The organism is Caballeronia zhejiangensis, from assembly GCF_000698575.1.
GTDB classification, from domain to species: Bacteria; Pseudomonadota; Gammaproteobacteria; order Burkholderiales; family Burkholderiaceae; genus Caballeronia; species Caballeronia zhejiangensis.
This window is the reverse complement of sequence record NZ_JFHD01000017.1, coordinates 82219-99574: the sequence shown is the minus strand read 5'-3', so window position 1 is coordinate 99574 and position 17356 is coordinate 82219. Positions and strand designations below refer to the sequence as shown.

General features: G+C 65.5%; 14 protein-coding genes. 6 read left to right on the top strand and 8 right to left on the bottom strand.

Annotation, left to right across the window (positions count from 1 at the left end; all coding sequences use genetic code 11):
* Positions 1-92 precede the first annotated feature (92 nt).
* A complete protein-coding gene (locus tag BG60_RS21160; protein ID WP_008342450.1) occupies positions 93-1499 on the top strand; it encodes a gamma-glutamyl-gamma-aminobutyrate hydrolase family protein in 1407 nt (468 codons plus the stop codon).
* Between the two features lie 87 nt (positions 1500-1586).
* Here BG60_RS21160 and BG60_RS21155 read toward each other — a convergent pair whose 3' ends face one another.
* The 3 genes from BG60_RS21155 to BG60_RS21145 all read right to left on the bottom strand — a co-directional run bounded on the left by BG60_RS21155 (position 1587) and on the right by BG60_RS21145 (position 4095).
* On the bottom strand, positions 1587-2300 hold the full coding sequence (locus tag BG60_RS21155) for a DUF2968 domain-containing protein (protein WP_034472732.1): 714 nt from the start codon (positions 2298-2300) through the stop codon (positions 1587-1589).
* 51 nt (positions 2301-2351) lie between these two features.
* Positions 2352-3371: a hypothetical protein gene (locus BG60_RS21150; protein ID WP_152563224.1), complete on the bottom strand. Its 1020-nt coding sequence runs from the start codon at positions 3369-3371 to the stop codon at positions 2352-2354.
* A gap of 211 nt (positions 3372-3582) precedes the next feature.
* Positions 3583-4095, bottom strand: coding sequence for a GNAT family N-acetyltransferase (locus BG60_RS21145; RefSeq protein ID WP_034472728.1), 513 nt, complete (start codon positions 4093-4095; stop codon positions 3583-3585).
* Between the two features lie 247 nt (positions 4096-4342).
* Here BG60_RS21145 and tcuC point away from each other — a divergent pair, with 247 nt between their 5' ends.
* Entirely contained in the window at positions 4343-5638 is a 1296-nt protein-coding gene (gene tcuC / locus BG60_RS21140) for an MFS transporter (RefSeq protein ID WP_034472725.1), read from the top strand.
* Positions 5639-5689: 51 nt separating this feature from the next.
* Here the strand turns inward: tcuC and BG60_RS21135 are convergent, their stop codons facing one another.
* A complete protein-coding gene (locus tag BG60_RS21135) occupies positions 5690-7549 on the bottom strand; it encodes a tetratricopeptide repeat protein (RefSeq protein WP_034472722.1) in 1860 nt (619 codons plus the stop codon).
* A 131-nt stretch (positions 7550-7680) separates the two neighbouring features.
* Between BG60_RS21135 and BG60_RS21130 the strand changes: the two genes are divergently transcribed.
* Genes BG60_RS21130 through BG60_RS21120 form a run of 3 tightly spaced genes read left to right on the top strand, consistent with a single transcriptional unit; the run spans position 7681 to position 10855 of the window.
* Positions 7681-8040 (top strand): ArsR/SmtB family transcription factor, encoded by a 360-nt coding sequence (locus tag BG60_RS21130; RefSeq protein WP_085955275.1) that lies wholly within the window; start codon positions 7681-7683, stop codon positions 8038-8040.
* Between the two features lie 25 nt (positions 8041-8065).
* Entirely contained in the window at positions 8066-9061 is a 996-nt protein-coding gene (locus tag BG60_RS21125; RefSeq protein WP_174447741.1) for a cation diffusion facilitator family transporter, read from the top strand.
* 57 nt (positions 9062-9118) lie between these two features.
* On the top strand, positions 9119-10855 hold the full coding sequence (locus BG60_RS21120) for an FAD-dependent monooxygenase (RefSeq protein ID WP_051996560.1): 1737 nt from the start codon (positions 9119-9121) through the stop codon (positions 10853-10855).
* Positions 10856-10887: 32 nt separating this feature from the next.
* On the opposite strand, the gene BG60_RS21115 is transcribed toward BG60_RS21120, so the two are convergent.
* From BG60_RS21115 to BG60_RS21100, 4 genes are read right to left on the bottom strand one after another with little or no spacing between them, the layout of a single operon-like run.
* Positions 10888-11133 carry a formate dehydrogenase subunit delta gene (locus tag BG60_RS21115; RefSeq protein ID WP_008342440.1) on the bottom strand — a complete coding sequence of 82 codons (246 nt, stop codon included), beginning with the start codon at positions 11131-11133 and terminating at the stop codon, positions 10888-10890.
* 3 nt (positions 11134-11136) lie between these two features.
* Positions 11137-14058, bottom strand: a complete 2922-nt coding sequence (gene fdhF, locus BG60_RS21110) for a formate dehydrogenase subunit alpha (RefSeq protein WP_034472719.1) — start codon at positions 14056-14058, stop codon at positions 11137-11139.
* 16 nt (positions 14059-14074) lie between these two features.
* On the bottom strand, positions 14075-15631 hold the full coding sequence (locus BG60_RS21105; protein WP_034472717.1) for a formate dehydrogenase beta subunit: 1557 nt from the start codon (positions 15629-15631) through the stop codon (positions 14075-14077).
* Positions 15628-16116, bottom strand: coding sequence for an NAD(P)H-dependent oxidoreductase subunit E (locus BG60_RS21100; protein WP_008342437.1), 489 nt, complete (start codon positions 16114-16116; stop codon positions 15628-15630). Before BG60_RS21100 ends, BG60_RS21105 begins: the two co-directional genes overlap by 4 nt.
* Positions 16117-16244: 128 nt before the next feature.
* Here BG60_RS21100 and BG60_RS21095 point away from each other — a divergent pair, with 128 nt between their 5' ends.
* Positions 16245-17315: a substrate-binding domain-containing protein gene (locus tag BG60_RS21095; RefSeq protein ID WP_008342436.1), complete on the top strand. Its 1071-nt coding sequence runs from the start codon at positions 16245-16247 to the stop codon at positions 17313-17315.
* Positions 17316-17356 lie beyond the last annotated feature (41 nt).

The following is a 17356-nucleotide window of genomic DNA, read 5'->3' as shown; positions in this document are numbered from 1 at the left end:
CCAAATGTGTGCTGGTTTGCCCCGTGCAGGTCTCAGGCGGATAATCGGGGTTTGTCCACTCTCCTTATGGCGTTCGAGCGCCTGAATCAGGAATGAGCGATAACAAAACGTCCAACGACGCAAGCAGCACCGACGCCCGCCGCAGCGGCGCCGATTCACAAGCCGCCCCGCGCAGCGCGAACCCGACGGCCTCGCCCGAAGCCGCCGCCGCGGCCTCGGCGCCCGGTCCGCAGGCGAGCGCGACCGAACGGGCATCGACGGATGCGCCTTCGAGCGCGTCGAACGTCGAGCCGGCCGACACGGCGCAAGCCCGCCGCGACGACGCGCTGCAGGACGCCCGCGAGGCGCGCGCATCGGCGGCTAGCGCGACCGCCGCGCAGGAAGCCGCGGTGCGCGAGAAGCAGCGCGCATCGGCGAAACCGCGTGCGAGCCTCGCCGAAAACTTCGAGGCCGCGACCGATGCGGAAGCCGCCAGCACCGCCAACGCGCAATCCGCGTCATCCGATTCCCCGACTGGCCGCGCCACCGTTCTGCCGCCCGAATTCACCGAGGCGCCGGACTTCGGCAAGCTCAACCCGCCGCCGCTGCCCGCCACCGAGCAGACGTCCGCGCAGCCTCAACCCGCGTATCTCAAGCAATCCGATTCGGCGTGGTCCGTCTTTGGCCGCGTGATCGCGGCGCGCGCGCGGCAGATTTTCGATCGCGCGGGACAGCGCATGACTCAGCGCACGTTGCGCATCGGCGTGTCGGCGCGGATCTTTCATCCGGAGCCGGGCGCGAAAGGGTTGCGCGGCAAGACGCTGCAATATCTCGAGGAATCCATCGCGCATTGGGTGATGTCGCGCGACGTGCTCGTGTTCATGATTCCGACGGTCGGCAATCAGGGCATGCTGCACACGAGCAATATCCGTCTGCGCGACTACGCGAAGCATCTCGACGGCCTGCTGCTGCAAGGCGGCGCGGACGTCTCGCCGCAGTCGTACGAAGAAGCGACGACGCGTCCCGAATGGCCGGGCGACCGCGTGCGCGATATGTACGAACTGGAGTTGCTGCATGAGTTCGTCGAGTCGGGCAAGCCGGTGCTCGGCGTGTGCCGCGGCTGTCAGCTCATCAACGTGGCGTTCGGCGGCACGCTTTACGGCGACATCGCCACCGATGTGCCCACGGCCGGCATCCACGTCAACGAGCAGTACGACCAGCATAGGCATTCGATCCGCTTCCCCGAAGGCTCCACGCTCGTCAACATGTTCCCCAACCAGCGCGAGGCGATCGTCAACTCGATCCACCATCAGGCGGTGAAGACGATCGGGCGCGATCTGAACATCGAGGCGGTGTCGGCCTCCGATGGGATCATCGAGGCGGTGCGCTACCGGAAGGCGCCGTTTGTCGTCGGCGTGCAGTGGCATCCGGAGTTTCATCGCGCGGGCGGCGCGGAACTGCTCGATTGCACGCCGCTGCTCGATACGTTTCTGCGCGTCGCGCGCGAAACACGCTTCTGACGCGAGACGCGTTTCCGACGTCGCCAAGCAGGAAGGCCCGCTCGGATCGAGCGGGCCTTCTTCGTTTTCAGATGCGTATCGCGCAGATCAACGCGACGGCGACGCGCTCACCGGCGCGAGTCCGGCTTCCGTCTGCTTTTGAAGCTGCTCGACCTGCAACTGCAGCGTGCGCAGCTTACGTTCGGCTTCGAGCTTGTCCGTCTGCAGCACGGCCGATTCGGCCTGCAATTGCTGCTGACGTTGCGACACCTGCGAATCCTGCTGCTGCGCGAGTTCGAGATCGGCGGTGAGACGGTTGGCGCGATCCGCCGATTTCGCGATCACGCGATCGAGCAGCGCTTTCTGCGCCTGCAATTGCGCGCGGCGGATTTCGCCATCGGCAAGCTCGAAGCTCTTGCGTGAGAACTGCGCGTAGATCGTTTCCGCGCGGGCCGCGTCCTGTGTCTTCACGACGCGCCACAACCGCGCGTCCTGCGACAGCGCGACGTAATACAGCATTTCCTGCGCGAGGAAGTAGAGCCGCGCCCCGTAACTGCCGTTGCGCGTGGCGCGCAACTCGGTGAGGCTTCCCGCCTGCACGAGACTCTGCAACTCGGCGATGTTCCCCTCGACGCGCGGCGCGTTCGAGTTGGCGGTCAAGTCGGAGAGGTCTACGGGCGCGGGTTGCGCGGGCTCGCTTGCGGCGGATTTCGCCGCCGTTGCGGGCGCCGCGAACGTGCTGCCGAAAGGCGCAAGGAAACCACACAGGGACAAGGCGAGGGCGAGCGTCGCGTAACGGAGATGATGACGTAGTTGCTTCATGTTGGCGTCGTGGCCGGGAATGGTTGATCGTTCTGATGCGTATTGCGCGCTTCAGCGCGCGCTGTTCGCGGATGCGCGACCGGACGAGGCCGCGTTGCTGTCGAGTGTCGGTGAGTGCTGAAGCATCGCGTAGAGCGTGGCCGGATTCGTCGATTCCGACGCCTTCGACTGGCTCGCGATTGTTGCGGCCGGCGTCGAGCGCGTGCGCCGCGCGGGTCCGTGCTTGGCGGACCGGCTCGCGATTTTTTCGACCCGCGTCGCCCGCGCCGGTCGCGCCGATTCCTGCTTCACGACGCGCGCGTCCGACGCAGGGATGCGGTAAAAGGCCGGCTTCCCTCGCGGCGTCAGTACGGCTCGCACACGACCGCCGTTCTTTTCCGGTCCTGCCGTCGATGCCGCAGGTGACTTCGGATTGTCAGCAGTCACGATTCCTGGCGCGACGGAGTCATTGGCGGTTGCGGCCGGGAGCGAGGCGGGAGGCTCCGCGACCGAAGGCTGCGCGTCCGTCGCGGGTTGATCGGCCGTCGATACGGCGGTCGCCGCGACCGGCGCCGGAGCCGATGCGGGCTCGGCTTGCTGCGTGCGCGTCTCGCTCTGCGCGGCCGGTGCGGCGTCGCGCTTCGAGTCCGACGGATATCCGAGCACGAGCCATACGATGAACACGCCGCAAGCCGCCGCGATCGCAGTCGCGACCGGCGCGCTCAGGCGATAGGTCCGCGCGGTCGTCGGAGCGTTGACCGCCAGTTGGATGGGATCGGTGCGCGAGTCGCTGGCGTTGCTCGGGGCATTCGAGCCTTGCATGAGGCGCAGCATCGCGCGGGGAATGTCCTCTTTGCCGAACACGCCCCACAGGCTCGTGGCGCGATAGGGCGAACTGGTGTCGGACAGGCTCGGCGCCGGCACATAAGCCGTGGCGAAGCGCGCGGCGAACAGCGCGACTTCGGATTCCGACTGGACAGGTCGCGCGCACGCGGGCGTCCACTCGCAACCGAATTTCAAGGACGGATCCTTCAGCACGCGCAGCGCCGGCAGACGCAGATTGCCTTCCACTACGATCAAGGGTTCGGACATGAAGATTCCACATGCATGCGCCCGGGCGTGGGCAACGCGACAACTCACCCGGACCATCGCGGTGTATGGAGACAGCACCGCGGGTTCGACGCGAGAATCGCCGAAATTTCGACCCGCGATCATACGAAACGGTCACGTCCCCGACGACCAGAAGATTCCTATTGTCGATTTTTGACAGGAATGCTTATTGACCGAGCCGATCCTCGTGTGCTCAGTCGAGCGGATACACGTATCGAAGAGAGAAAAGCGCGACGCCCGCCATGTGATCCGCTTCGCGCGCCGCGAGTTGCCAGCCGCGCGATTCGTAAAAGCCGATCGCCGCGGCGTTCTCTTCGAGCACGGAAAGATACAGTTCCCGCGCCCCGCGTGCGCGTGCCCAACGCGCCGCTTCCTCGAGCATCGCGGTGCCGGTGCCGAGGCCGCGATGTCCCGGCAGCGCGTGCAGATTGTCGACGAGCACGCTGCCCGCCGCATCCGGCTCGACGAGACAGATGAAGCCGACCGGCTCGCCCTCGTGCTCCGCGATGAACACGGTCGCCGCGCCGGCCGCGACATCCTTCATGCGTGCGATCCAATGTTCGGCGCGCTCCGCGCTCAGATCGCGGTCGAGATACTCGTCCGGCAGGATGCCCCGATACGCCGACGCCCAACTCGACGCGTGCATCGAGGCGATGAGGGCGGTGTCTTCGGCGGTCGCCGTGCGTAGCCTGATATTCGCGTTCATCTTTTGAGGTGCTGTCAGTTAAAAGTTAGGCATACGTAATCGTATTTTAAGCTTTATTTCGGCGATATTGCGCGAAGTTGTGTACAGTCGCGAGCGGCGCGGCGTTAAGATTGTCGACGTTGCGCTTACAAAAGATGGCACAAGTCGTCCCGTCGTCGCGGCCGGCCGAGCACGGCGACCGTCTACGGTCTTGCGGCCACGCCGAAACCAAAAACTGAAGTGCGCCCACAGCTCTTTCGAGAAATTCATGTCCACAGCCCACGTAGCACCCGCCAACGAGTCGAAGTTCAAGACGGTGTTTCGCGTCGTCAGCGGAAACTTCCTCGAAATGTATGACTTCATGGTCTACGGCTATTACGCCTCGGCGATCGCCAAAACCTATTTTCCGAGCGGCAACGAATTCGCCTCGCTGATGCTCGCGCTGTCCGTCTTCGGCGCGGGCTTTCTGATGCGGCCGGTCGGCGCCATCGTGCTCGGCGCCTATATCGATCATCACGGCCGGCGCAAGGGCCTGATCCTCACGCTCGGGCTGATGGCCGCCGGGACCGCGTGCGTCGCGCTCGTGCCGGGCTACGCGACCATCGGTGCGCTCGCGCCGGTCATCGTACTAGGCGGGCGGCTGCTGCAAGGATTCTCGGCCGGCGTGGAGCTGGGCGGCGTCTCCGTGTATCTGTCCGAAATCGCGACCAGGGGCAACAAGGGCTTCTATTGTTCGTGGCAGTCGGGCAGCCAGCAGGTCGCCGTCGTGTTCGCCGCCCTGATCGGCGTCATCATGAACCGGCTCCTTCCGCCCGAGCAGATGACCGCGTGGGGCTGGCGCGTGCCGTTTTTGATCGGCTGCCTGATCGTGCCGTTTCTCTTCATCGTGCGGCGCTCGCTGCGTGAAACAGACGAGTTCCTCGCGCGGAAGCATCGTCCGAGCATGGGCGAGATCGCGCGCTCGATCGGGCAGAACTGGGGCATCGTGCTGGCCGGCATGGGCATGGTCATCATGACGACGGTGTCGTTCTACATGATCACCGCGTACACGCCGACCTTCGGCAAGGAAGTGCTGAAGCTCTCCGCGATCGATGCGCTCGTCGTGACCGTATGCGTCGGCATCTCGAATCTCGTCTGGCTGCCGCTGATGGGCGCGGTCTCGGATCGCGTCGGCCGCCGCCCGGTGTTGCTCGTCTTTACGATTCTCACCATTCTGACGTCGTATCCGGTCGTGCAATGGCTCGTCGCGGAGCCGTCGTTCGTGCGTCTGCTGATGTGCGAACTGTGGCTCTCGTTCCTGTACGGCAGCTACAACGGCGCGATGGTGGTGGCGCTGACCGAAGTAATGCCCGTCGATGTACGCACGACCGGCTTCTCGATGGCCTATAGCCTCGCGACGACCATCGGCGGTTTCACGCCCGCGATCTCGACGTATCTGATCCACGCGACCGGCAACAAGGCCGCGCCCGGACTGTGGATGGGACTTGCCGCGGTGTGCGGCCTGATCGCGACGCTCGTGCTGTATCGGTCGCCCGAGGCGCGCAATCAGTACAAGACGGCGTGATCCGGCTGAACAGTCGAAAAAAATCCCCGCCGATGATGAAGCGGGGATTTCTTATTCGGGAAGCGCAGCCAGCGCCGCCGCGGTGTCGTCGATGACTTCGCGCCATTGCCCCGGCGCGCGCTGACGCACGAGCCGCGCGCCCGGATACCACGCGCATTCGGCGCTGCCGATGCCCCAGCGCCAGTCGGCGGCGAACGGCAGCATTACCCAGAGCGGCTTGCCGAGCGCGCCCGCGAGGTGCGCGACGGACGTATCGACGGAGACGACGGCGTCGAGCCGATCGACGATCGCGCCCGTATCGGCGAAGTTTTCGAGCCGGTTTTCCAGCAGATGAATCGATGCCGCGTTCGGATGCGCGCCCAGCAAGTCACGCTCGCGGCCCGTGACGAACGGCTGCAGCACGACCCAGTCGATGCCTTCGAGCGCGAACAGCGGCGCGAGCTCGGCGACAGGGATCGAGCGCGTTTCGCCCGGCTGCATCCGTCCGGACCAGGCGATGCCGATCTTGCGCTTGTGCTGGCCACCGATCGAGCCGCGCCACTTGCGCCGGTATTCGGCGGGCACGACGAGATAGGGCGCGCGCGCCGGGATCGCGTCGAGCTCGGTCATGCCGAGCGCGAGCGGCAGGCTTAACAGCGGACAGAACGCGTCGGCGTGCACCGGGACGCCATCTGACTTGCTCTTCAGTTCGACGCGCGCGGCATGCGCGGCAGGCGCGAGCAGCGGCACGAGCGCGGGCTGCACTTCGAGCACCAGCTTGCCGGCGAGCTTCGCCGCGAACGGCACGAAACGCGCGAACTGCAAGGTGTCGCCAAAGCCCTGCTCGGCGCGCACGAGCAGCGTGCGGCCCGGCATCGGTTCGCCGTTCCAGCGTGGCAGGCGCGGCGGCGGCTCGCTGCCGGGCGTCTGCAGACGCCACTCGTAACCGGCGAGACCGCGCGCGTAATCGCCGATGGCGAGCAGGGCCAGCGCCCGGTTCAGATGCGCGGCGGGCATCGAAGGATCGATGCGCAACGCTTCGTCGAATGCGCGCAGCGCCGCCTGATGCGCGCCGAGCGCAAGCCGCGCGTTGCCGAGGCACAGCCAGGCGACGCCGTATTTCGGATCGAGCCCGACCGCGCGCTCGAAGTGCGCGATGGCGTCATCGTGACGGCCCAGCTTCGCGAGCGCGTGACCAAGCCCGAAATAGCCCGGCGCGAAATGCGGATGCAAGGCGACGGCTTTCTGCAGCGCTGGCAGCGCGTCTTCCGGATGGCCGTGCGTTTCGAGGAGATTGCCGAGATTGAAGTGCGCGGCGACGTAGTTGGGCTCGGCGTCGAGCGCGGCGCGAAAGTGCGCGATCGCGCCGAGGGTATCGCCGAGCGCGTTCAACGCCATGCCGAGATTGTTGTGCGCGCCGGCATGACGGGGACGCAGCGCGAGCGCGCGCCTGAACGCCTGCGCGGCGTCTTTGAAGCGCTGCAGCGCGGAAAGCGAGTTGCCGAAGTTGTTCCACGCGGCGGCGTCGTTCGGCTGCAGGCGCAGCGCCTTTTCGAACGCGTCGGCGGCGTCTTCGTGACGGCCGGCCGCCGTGTAGGCGTTGCCGAGGTTGTACTGCGCGAGCGGAAAGCCCGGCGCGAGCGTGAGCGCGTTGCGAAAGCGCTCGATCGCGTCGTCGAGACGGCCGAGCGCCTTCAGCGCGTTGCCGAGATTGAGCTGCAGGCCGGCATCGGTCGGGCGCAGGTCGACCGCGCGGCGCACGAGCTCGGCCGCTTCCGCGTGCTGGCCCTGTTGATGGCGCAGCACGCCGAGATAGTGCAAGGCGTCGACATGATGGGGTTCGGCGGCGAGCGCGGCCTGATAGTCGCGCTCCGCGTCGGTCAGGCGACCGTCGCGATGGGCCGCGAAACCGCGGGCGAATACGGTGTCCATGACGGGGAAACTGCTGTCCCGGAAAAGCAAACCTCGCATTTTCCCACACCGGGGACAGCGCCCCGCCAAAGCGACGTTGACTTGTTGCGGCGATGGCACTTAACATATGAACATCTATTCATATGTTGACGATGTCCGTGGCTTCCGATCCGGTTTCCGATTCTTCCGCCGCCGTCCCGATCACTTCGGATGACCGCGTCGTGCCGCTCGCCGATCTGTTCCGTCTGCTCGGCGACCCGACGCGCCTGCGCATCGTGCTCGCATGCGTCGAACGCAAGCGCGCGGTGGGGGCGATCGCGGAGTTGCTCGGGTTGTCCGCGTCGCTGGTGAGCCATCATCTGCGGCTCTTGCGCGCGGCGCGAATCGTGCGGGCCGAACGCCAGGGCAAGCAGGTTTTCTACGTGGCGGCGGATCGCCATATCAGCACGATGCTCGCCGAGTTGCGAGAGCACATCGCGGAGCCGCAGGCCGATGCCGCGGACATCGAATGACACTCACCGAACAACGAGCACGCCGATGAGCACGCATCAGCACGACAAACACGAGCATCACGACGGGCACGAGCACGCGCACGGGCACGCGCACGGGCACGCGCACGGCGGACATGGACATCACCATCATCACGCGCCGCAGGAAGGGCAGGGCCGCACGTTCGCGCTCGCGGTCGGCCTGAATCTGCTGATCGTGATCGTGCAGGCCATCTACGGCTTTCTCGCGCATTCGACCGCGCTGCTCGCCGACGCCGGCCACAATCTCTCCGATGTGCTCGGCCTGCTGCTCGCGTGGGGCGCCGTGTGGCTCGGCAAGCGCCGGCCGAACGCGCGCTATACGTTCGGTCTCGGCAGCTCGTCGATTCTGGCGTCGCTCGCCAACGCCGCGCTCCTGCTGTTCGCGTGCGGCGCGATCGTCCTCGAAGCGATCGAGCGTCTCTTCGACCCGGCGCCCGTCGCGGGCCTCGACGTGTTCATCGTCGCGACGCTCGGCATGGTCGTGAACGGCTTTTCCGCGTGGCTCTTCATGCACGGCAGCAAGGAAGACCTCAACGTGCGCGGTGCGTTCCTGCACATGGCCGCCGATGCCGCGATCTCCGCCGCCGTCGCGGTGAGCGGCCTCATCATCCTGTTCACGGGCGCGAGCTGGCTCGATCCGCTGATGAGCCTGATCGTCGTGTCGGTGATCGTCTACGGCACCTGGGGACTCGGGCGCGACGCGATGCGCCTCGCGATGGCCGCCGTTCCGCCTTCGGTCGACATGTCGCGCATCGAGCGATATCTGACCGGGCTTCCCGGCGTGCGCGACGTCCACGACCTGCACGTCTGGGCGCTCTCGACGACCGAAAACGCGCTCACCGTGCATCTCGTGATGCCGCAAGGCCATCCCGGCGATGCGTTCGTGCAGGACGTCGTCACGACCTTGCGCAGCGAATATTCGATGCATCACGCGACCGTGCAGGTCGAGTTCGGCGAGGCATGCCAGGCGTGCGTGCTCAGCGAGCGCGGCCACGCCCACTGAGCGAGCGGTTCGCGGGCGTACACTAGAGCGCGTGACGTTTCAGGGAGGACCGACTGCATGTTCGCGCCAAAGCTGAATCCGAACGACAAGCTGGACGTGGCGCCCGTTCTCATCGTCGGCGCCGGTCCGACGGGCCTCGCCGCCGCGATGAGTCTCGCGCGCGCACACATTCCGGTGAGGCTCGTCGACCGCGCGCGCGAGCCGTCGCCGCATTCACGCGCGATCGGCATTCAGGCGCGCACGCTCGAACTCTTCGAACAGCATCGCGTCGTCAAGCCGTTTCTCGAGCTCGGCCATCGCGCGCGCGTCGCGAATCTCTATTCCAACGGCCAGCGCCTCGCGCGCCTCGATTTCGATCCGCTGCAGACGCGTTATCCGTATCTGCTCTTTCTCGAACAGTCGCAGACCGAACGTCTGCTCGCCGAGCATCTGGCGGGCTGTCGCGTCGATATCGAGCGCGGTGTCGAAGTGGTCGATGTGTCGCAAGGCTCCGCCGGTCTGCACGCGACGCTGCGCCATCCGAACGGGCGCGACGAGCTGCTGCGGCCTTCGTATCTGATCGCCGCGGACGGCGCGCACAGTTTCGTGCGGCATCGGCTCGGCATCGGTTTCGACGGCAAGACGTTCGATCAAACGTACCTGCTCGCCGATCTCGATGCGGACTCCGACTGGCCCGACGACGAATTTCACATCTTCGCTTCGGGCGAAGGCTTGGCCGCGCTCTTTCCGATGGGCGGCGACCGCGCGCGCCTGATCGCCGATCTGCCCGCGCCTGCCGCAAGCGCGGTCAACGCGGCCGGCGCGAAAGCCGGCCCGACGCTCGACGAATGCCGCGCGCTCGTCGAGCGGCGCGTGCATCACAAGATCGCGCTGTCGAACATGACGTGGTCGTCGTACTTTCATCTGAATAGCCGCATGGTCGACAAGCTTCGCGTGGAGCGCGTGTTCCTGGCCGGCGATTCGGCGCACGTGCATAGTCCCGCCGGCGCGCAGGGCATGAACACCGGCATTCAGGAAGCATTCAATCTCGGCTGGAAGATCGCTCGCATGCTCGCGGGCAACGCGCCCGAGCGGCTGCTCGACACTTATCACATGGAGCGGCATCCGATCGAGCGCGACGTGCTGCGCCAATCGAGCATGCTCACGCAGATGGCCGGTGCCGAGCATGGCCCGATGAAGCTGATGCGCGATCACGTGATGCCCGCGCTCGCCGCGATCGGTCCGTTGCGCGACGCGATGCGGCGCACGGTCAGCGAGCTGTCGATCAACTATCGCAAGAGTCCGCTCACGCTGGAGCGTCTGCTCGACGGCGGTCCGCGCGCGGGCGAGCGCGCGCCCGATGCGCGTGTGCATGTCGTCGACGGGCCGCTCGGGCGTTTGCCGGGCGTGGGCTGTCTTTACGATCTGCACGATCCCGGCTGCTTCTCGCTGTTTCTGCTCGTGAATCCGTCGGGCGAGGACGATATCGCCCTCGCGCCCGCGACGATCACCGTCGCCCACGCGATGCGCGATCCCGATCTCGACGGCCTCGCGCAGTCCGTCGAAGCGATCCTGCCGAACGCGGTGCGCGTGTGGCGCATCACCGATACGCAAGGCGACGGCGCGAACTCGCTCACCGACAACTATGGCCGCACGCGCCCCGCGTTCTATCTCGTGCGTCCCGATGGCTATATCGCGGCGCGCGGGCGGGCGCCGTCGGATGTGCACGCGCTCTTGCGTCACTGCGAAACGTGGTTCGGCGCGCAGGAGACGAACATCGAGCGGCAGCCGCAACGCGAGTATCGGGAGGATTGAAAAAGCCCTGCGGTGCAGGGCTTCGAGGAGTTTCAGGCGGTCGCAGCTTTCGGCGTCAGATCTATTCGATGCAGACTGAGCGCCTCGCGCACGATCGGCTCCATCGTCGCGCTCGCTTCCGGATTGTCGAGCGCGGCGAGAATCGCGAGCCGCATGCGCGGCTCCCAGAACCGGCGGATGTGGTCCGCGACGCTATCGACGGCTTCGGGGCGGTCCGGCATCGAATCGAAGAATTCGCCGATGCGGTTCGCCATCTCGATCAGGTTATCGACATCCATTGCTTATTTTCCTGAAGAAGTCGTGGCGAGGTTGAGCAGTTCGAGCTGCTGCGTGTTGAAGCGCGAATACTCCTTCTGCCATTGCGACGGCTGCTCGACCGGCATCACCTGCACCGCCGTCACCTTGTACTCCGGACAGTTCGTCGCCCAGTCGGAAGAATCCGTCGTGATGACGTTCGCGCCCGACTCGGGGAAGTGGAACGTCGTATAGACGACGCCCGGCTGCATGCGCTCCGAGATCTTCGCGCGCAACACGGTCTGCCCCGCGCGCGACTCGATGCCGACCCAGTCGTCCATCTTGATGCCGCGATCTTCCGCGTCGACCGGATGGATCTCCAGGCGATCCTCGTCGTGCCATTGCGAGTTTTCGGTACGACGCGTCTGCGCGCCCACGTTGTATTGCGACAGGATGCGCCCCGTCGTGAGCAGCAGCGGATATTTGCGCGTGACCTTTTCCGGCGTCGCGACGAACTTCGTAATGACGAAGCGTCCCTTGCCGCGCACGAATTCGTCGATGTGCATGGTCGGCGTGCCGTCCGGCGCGCGCTCGTTGCACGGCCACTGGATGCTGCCGAGCTCGTCGAGACGTTCGTACGAGACACCGTGGAACGTCGGCGTGAGACGCGCGATCTCGTCCATGATCTCGGACGGGTTCGCGTAGTTCATCTCGTAGCCGAGCGCGCGCGAAAGCTTGATGGTCACTTCCCAGTCGGAGAAGCCCGCGAGCGGCGGCATCACCTTGCGCACGCGCGAGATGCGGCGCTCGGCGTTGGTGAAGGTGCCGTCCTTTTCGAGGAAGGTCGAACCGGGCAAGAGCACGTGCGCGTACTTCGCCGTCTCGTTCAGGAAGATGTCCTGCACGACGATGCATTCCATCGACGACAGCGCATCGGCGACGTGCTGCGTGTTCGGATCCGACTGAACGATGTCCTCGCCCTGGCAATAAAGGCCCATGAAGGTGCCGTGCATCGCGGCATCGAACATGTTCGGAATGCGCAGGCCGGGTTCCGGCTGCAGCTTCACATCCCACGCTTCTTCGAAGAGCGAGCGCGTCGCAGCATCGCCGATATGCCGATATCCCGGCAGCTCGTGCGGGAACGAGCCCATGTCGCACGAGCCCTGCACGTTGTTCTGGCCGCGCAGCGGATTCACGCCGACGCCTTCACGGCCGACATTGCCGGTCGCCATCGCGAGGTTCGCGATGCCCATGACCGTCGTCGAGCCTTGCGCGTGCTCCGTGACGCCGAGGCCGTAATAGATCGCGCCGTTGCCGCCCGTCGCGTACACGCGCGCGGCTTCGCGAACCAGTTTCGCGGGCACGCCGGTGACGCTTTCCATCGCTTCGGGCGAGTTCTCTTCCGTCGCGACGAAATCGCGCCATTGGCCGAACGCGCGCTCCTCGCAGCGCTCGGCGATGAAATCGTCCTTCAGCAAGCCTTCCGTGACGATCACGTGCGCGAGCGAATTGACCATCGCGACGTTCGTGCCGGGGCGCAATTGCAGGTGATACTGCGCCTTGACGTGCGGCGTATCGACGATATCGATGCGGCGCGGATCGATCACGATCAGCTTCGCGCCTTCACGCACGCGGCGCTTCAGCCGCGAGCCGAAGACGGGATGGCCGTCGGTTGGATTCGCGCCGATCACGATGATCACATCCGACTGTTCCACCGATGCGAACGTCTGCGTGCCCGCCGATTCGCCGAGCGTCGTCTTGAGGCCGTAACCGGTCGGCGAATGGCAGACGCGCGCGCAGGTATCGACGTTGTTGTTGCCGAACGCCGCCCGCACGAGCTTCTGCACGAGATACGTCTCTTCGTTCGTGCAGCGCGACGACGTGATGCCGCCGATCGAATCGCGTCCGTACTTGTCCTGAATGCGGCGGAACTCGCTCGCCGCATAGTTGAGCGCTTCGTCCCACGACACTTCGCGCCACGGATCGGTGATCTTCGCGCGGATCATCGGCTTCTTGATGCGGTCCTTGTGCGTCGCGTAACCCCATGCGAAGCGGCCTTTCACGCACGCGTGGCCTTCGTTCGCCTGGCCGTTCTTGTTCGGCGTCATGCGCACGACAGTGTTGCCCTTCATCTCCGCCTTGAGCGAGCAGCCGACGCCGCAATACGCGCACGTCGTGATGGCGGAATGCTCCGCCTGGCCGAGCATGATGACGCTCTTTTCCTGCAGCGTCGCGGTCGGGCACGCGGCGACGCACGCGCCGCACGACACGCATTCGCTTTCCATGAACGGCACGTTTTCGCTCGCGGCGACGCGCGATTCGAAGCCGCGTCCGGCGATGGTCAACGCGAACGTGCCTTGCGTTTCCTCGCACGCGCGCACGCATCGATTGCAGACGATGCACTTCGACGGATCGTAGGTGAAGTACGGGTTCGACTCGTCCTTCTTGTCCTTCAGATGGTTTGCGCCTTCGTAGCCATAGCGCACTTCGCGCAAGCCGACGACGCCCGCCATGTCCTGCAACTCGCAATCGCCGTTGGCGGGACAGGTGAGGCAGTCGAGCGGGTGATCGGAGATATAGAGCTCCATCACGTTCTTGCGCAGCGATTGCAGCTTGTCGCTTTGCGTGCGTACTTTCATGCCCGCTTCGACGGGCGTCGTGCACGATGCCGGATAGCCGCGCTTGCCTTCGATCTCGACGAGGCACAGGCGGCACGAACCCCACGGTTCGAGCGAATCGGTGGCGCAGAGCTTCGGCACGTTGACGCCGGCTTCGATCGCGGCGCGCATCACGGACGTGCCGGCCGGAACCGTGACGCTTTCGCCGTCGATTTCCAGCGTCACGTCGACATCCGCATGACGCAGCGGCGTGCCGTAGTCGGTTTCGTCGAACGGATCGCGGCGCTGCACCGATGCCGCGCTCTTGCACGCGCAGTTGCCGGAGCCGCAGCCGTTGATGGTGTTGGACATGTTTGTCTCCTTTTCTTTACGCCGCCTTCTGCGCGGGCGTGCGGGGCAAGCCGAAATCTTCGGGGAAGTGATCGAGCGCGGACATCACCGGAAACGGCGTCATGCCGCCCATCGCGCAGAGCGAGCCGGACACCATCGTGTCGCACAGTTCGCGCAAGAGCGTGATCTGCTTCACCGACGTATCGCCCTCGCGAATCTTCGCGATGACTTCCTCGCCGCGCGTCGAGCCGATGCGGCACGGCGTGCACTTGCCGCACGATTCGAGCGCGCAGAAGTGCATCGCGTATTGCGCGAGCTCGGCAAGGTTCGATGTGTCGTCGTGAACGACGAGCCCGCCGTGGCCGACCACCGCGCCGACCTTCGCGTACTCCTCGTAATCGAGCGGAATATCCCACTGGCTTTCCGGCAGATACGTGCCGAGCGGACCGCCGACTTGCACCGCGCGCGCGGGACGTCCGCTCGCGGTGCCGTCGCCGTAGGTATAGATCAGCTCGCGCAGCGTCACGCCGAACGCGAGTTCGACGAGTCCGCCTTGCTTCACGTTGCCGGCGATCTGGAAGGGCAGCGTGCCGCGCGAACGGCCCATGCCGAAGTCGCGATAGAAGGCCGCGCCCTTCGCGAAGATGATCGGCACCGTCGCGAGCGTGATGACGTTGTTGATGACCGTCGGCTTGCCGTACAGACCCGTGAGCGCGGGCACCGGCGGCTTCGCGCGCACGATGCCGCGCTTGCCTTCGAGCGATTCGAGCAGCGCCGTTTCCTCGCCGCACACGTACGCGCCCGCGCCCTTTGCGACATACAGCTCGAACTCGTGCGACGTGCCGAGCACGCTCGCGCCGAGCCAGCCCGCGTCGCGCGCCTTGTCGATCGCACGGTTCAGCGTCGCGATCGAATGCGGATACTCGCTGCGCACATAGATGTAGCCCTTGGTCGCGCCGACCGCCACGCCCGCGATGATCATGCCTTCGATCAGCATGTACGGATCGCTTTCCATGACGAGGCGGTCGGAGAACGTGCCGGAGTCGCCTTCGTCGGCATTGCAGACGATGTATTTCTGGTCCGCCAGCGCGCCGCGCACGGTCTTCCATTTGATGCCCGCCGGGAACGCCGCGCCGCCGCGTCCGCGCAGGCCGGAATCGAGCAGCGCTGCGCAGACGGCGTCGCCGTTCATGTCGAGCACGTTGCGCAGGCCATGGAGTCCGCCGAGCGCGACGTAATCGTCGATCGACAACGGATCGGTAATCCCGATGCGCGCGAACGTCAGACGCTGCTGGTTCTTCAGATACGGAATCTCATCGACGATGCCGACGTTCTTTTCATGCGCGCTGCCTTCGTGGAAGCCCGCATCGAAGAGCGAGACGACGTCTTCCACGTCGACGTTCGAATAGCCGATGCGCCCGTCCGGCGTCTCGACCTCGACGAGCGGTTCGAGATAGAAGAGGCCGCGCGAGCCGTTGCGCACGAGTTGGACGTCGAGGCCGCGCTTCAGCGCTTCGCTCGCGATGGCTTGCGCGACGGCGTCCGCGCCCAGCGCGAGCGCGGCGGAATCGATCGGTACATAGATGCGGGTCATGCCGTCACCTCCGCGACTTTCGTCTGCGCCGCTGCATACAGGCGGTCGAACTTCGCCGGCGTCACGCGCGCGTGCAGTTCGCCGTTGATCGTCATCGCCGGGGAGAGCGCGCATTGACCGAGGCAGAACACGGATTCGAGCTCGGTCTCTTCGGCATGGCCGCTGTCGAAGCGGCAACCCGTGTGTCCTTCGATGTGATCCTTCAGCGCTTCCGTGCCCATGCTGCGGCACGCTTCCGCGCGGCAAAGCTGCACGGTCACGCGCGCGGGCGGGGCGGACCGGAAGTGATGGTAATACGTGACGACGCCATGAACTTCTGCGCGCGACAGCGACAGCGTTTGTGCGAGCGGCGCGATCGCCGTCTCCGGCACATAGCCGACTTCGTCCTGGATGGCGTGAAGAATGGTCATCAACGTCGCGCCTTGTACTGCATGGCGACGCACGATTTCAGCGGATGCAGCGGCGGAAAGCTGCGGATGTGTCATGGGGCTCCTCCAACACTCGGCATATGTTTTGTTGGTACATATTTGGACGGATATAATTACGGGTGCCGAGCCTGTAAAAGAACAATAGGCGTCGTGATATATCTTGGCAATAGGAAGGGGGAGTGCATATGGTGGACGTCGAATGCCGCGCGGAGCTGATCCTGCGCGACGCGGATGGCCGGGAAACCAGTCTCAGCGCGGTTGTGCCGCTTTTGAAGCTCGTTGCGCAGACGGGCAGCATCGCGAACGCCGCGAGCGCTAAGGGTTTGTCCTATCGTCACGCGTGGGGTTTGTTGCGCGAAATCGAAGCGCGGCTGGGCGGTGCGCTCATCACCAAATCGCGCGGTCGCGGCTCGGTGCTGTCCGAACTGGGCGAATCGGTGTTGCGCGCGCAGCGCGTGTGCGGCGAGCGGCTCGAAACGCCGTTGCAGGCGGTGGCGAACGATGTGGCCATCGAGCTGAACCGGCGTCTCGCGGGCGGCGTCAGCCAGGTGCGGATTCACGCGTCGCACGGTTACGCGGTCGCGGCGCTCGTGCGCGCGCTGGGCGATCAACGCGTGCCGGTCGACATCAAATATCGCGAGAGCGCCGAAGCGGTGAGCGCCCTCGCGCGCGGCGAGTGCGAACTGGCGGGCTTTCACTTGCCGATCGGCGAATTCCGTTCCACTTGCGCGGACATTTATCGGCCGTTTCTGGACCGGAACAGGCATCAGCTCATCCGGCTCACACGCCGCACTCAAGGGCTGTTTCTGCCGAAGGGCAATCCGAAGCAGATTTCCGGCTTGCGCGATCTCGCGCGCGGCGACGTGCGCTTCGTCAATCGTCAGCCGGGTTCGGGCACGCGCATGCTGCTCGATCTGTCGTTGCGTAGCGTGGGCGTCGATCCCGATCAAATCAACGGCTACGCGACCACCGAGCTCACGCATTCGGCGATCGCCGCGTTCGTCGCGAGCGGCATGGCCGATTTGGGCTTCGGCGTGCAGCCCGCCGCTCATCATTTCGCGCTCGATTTCATCCCGATCATCGACGAGGATTACTTCTTCGCGTGCGAGCGCGCCCGGCTCGACGAGGCGCAGCTTGCGTCGGTGCTGCGTATTTTGCGCAGCGACGGCTTCACGGAGAGCGTCGCTCATCTGGAGGGCTACGATCCGGCGCACTGCGGCTTGCTCGTCGATGTCGACGAAGGCCTGCACGGCTGAAACGGAAACACGCTGTAAAAGAGCGGGGCGGACGCAAAACT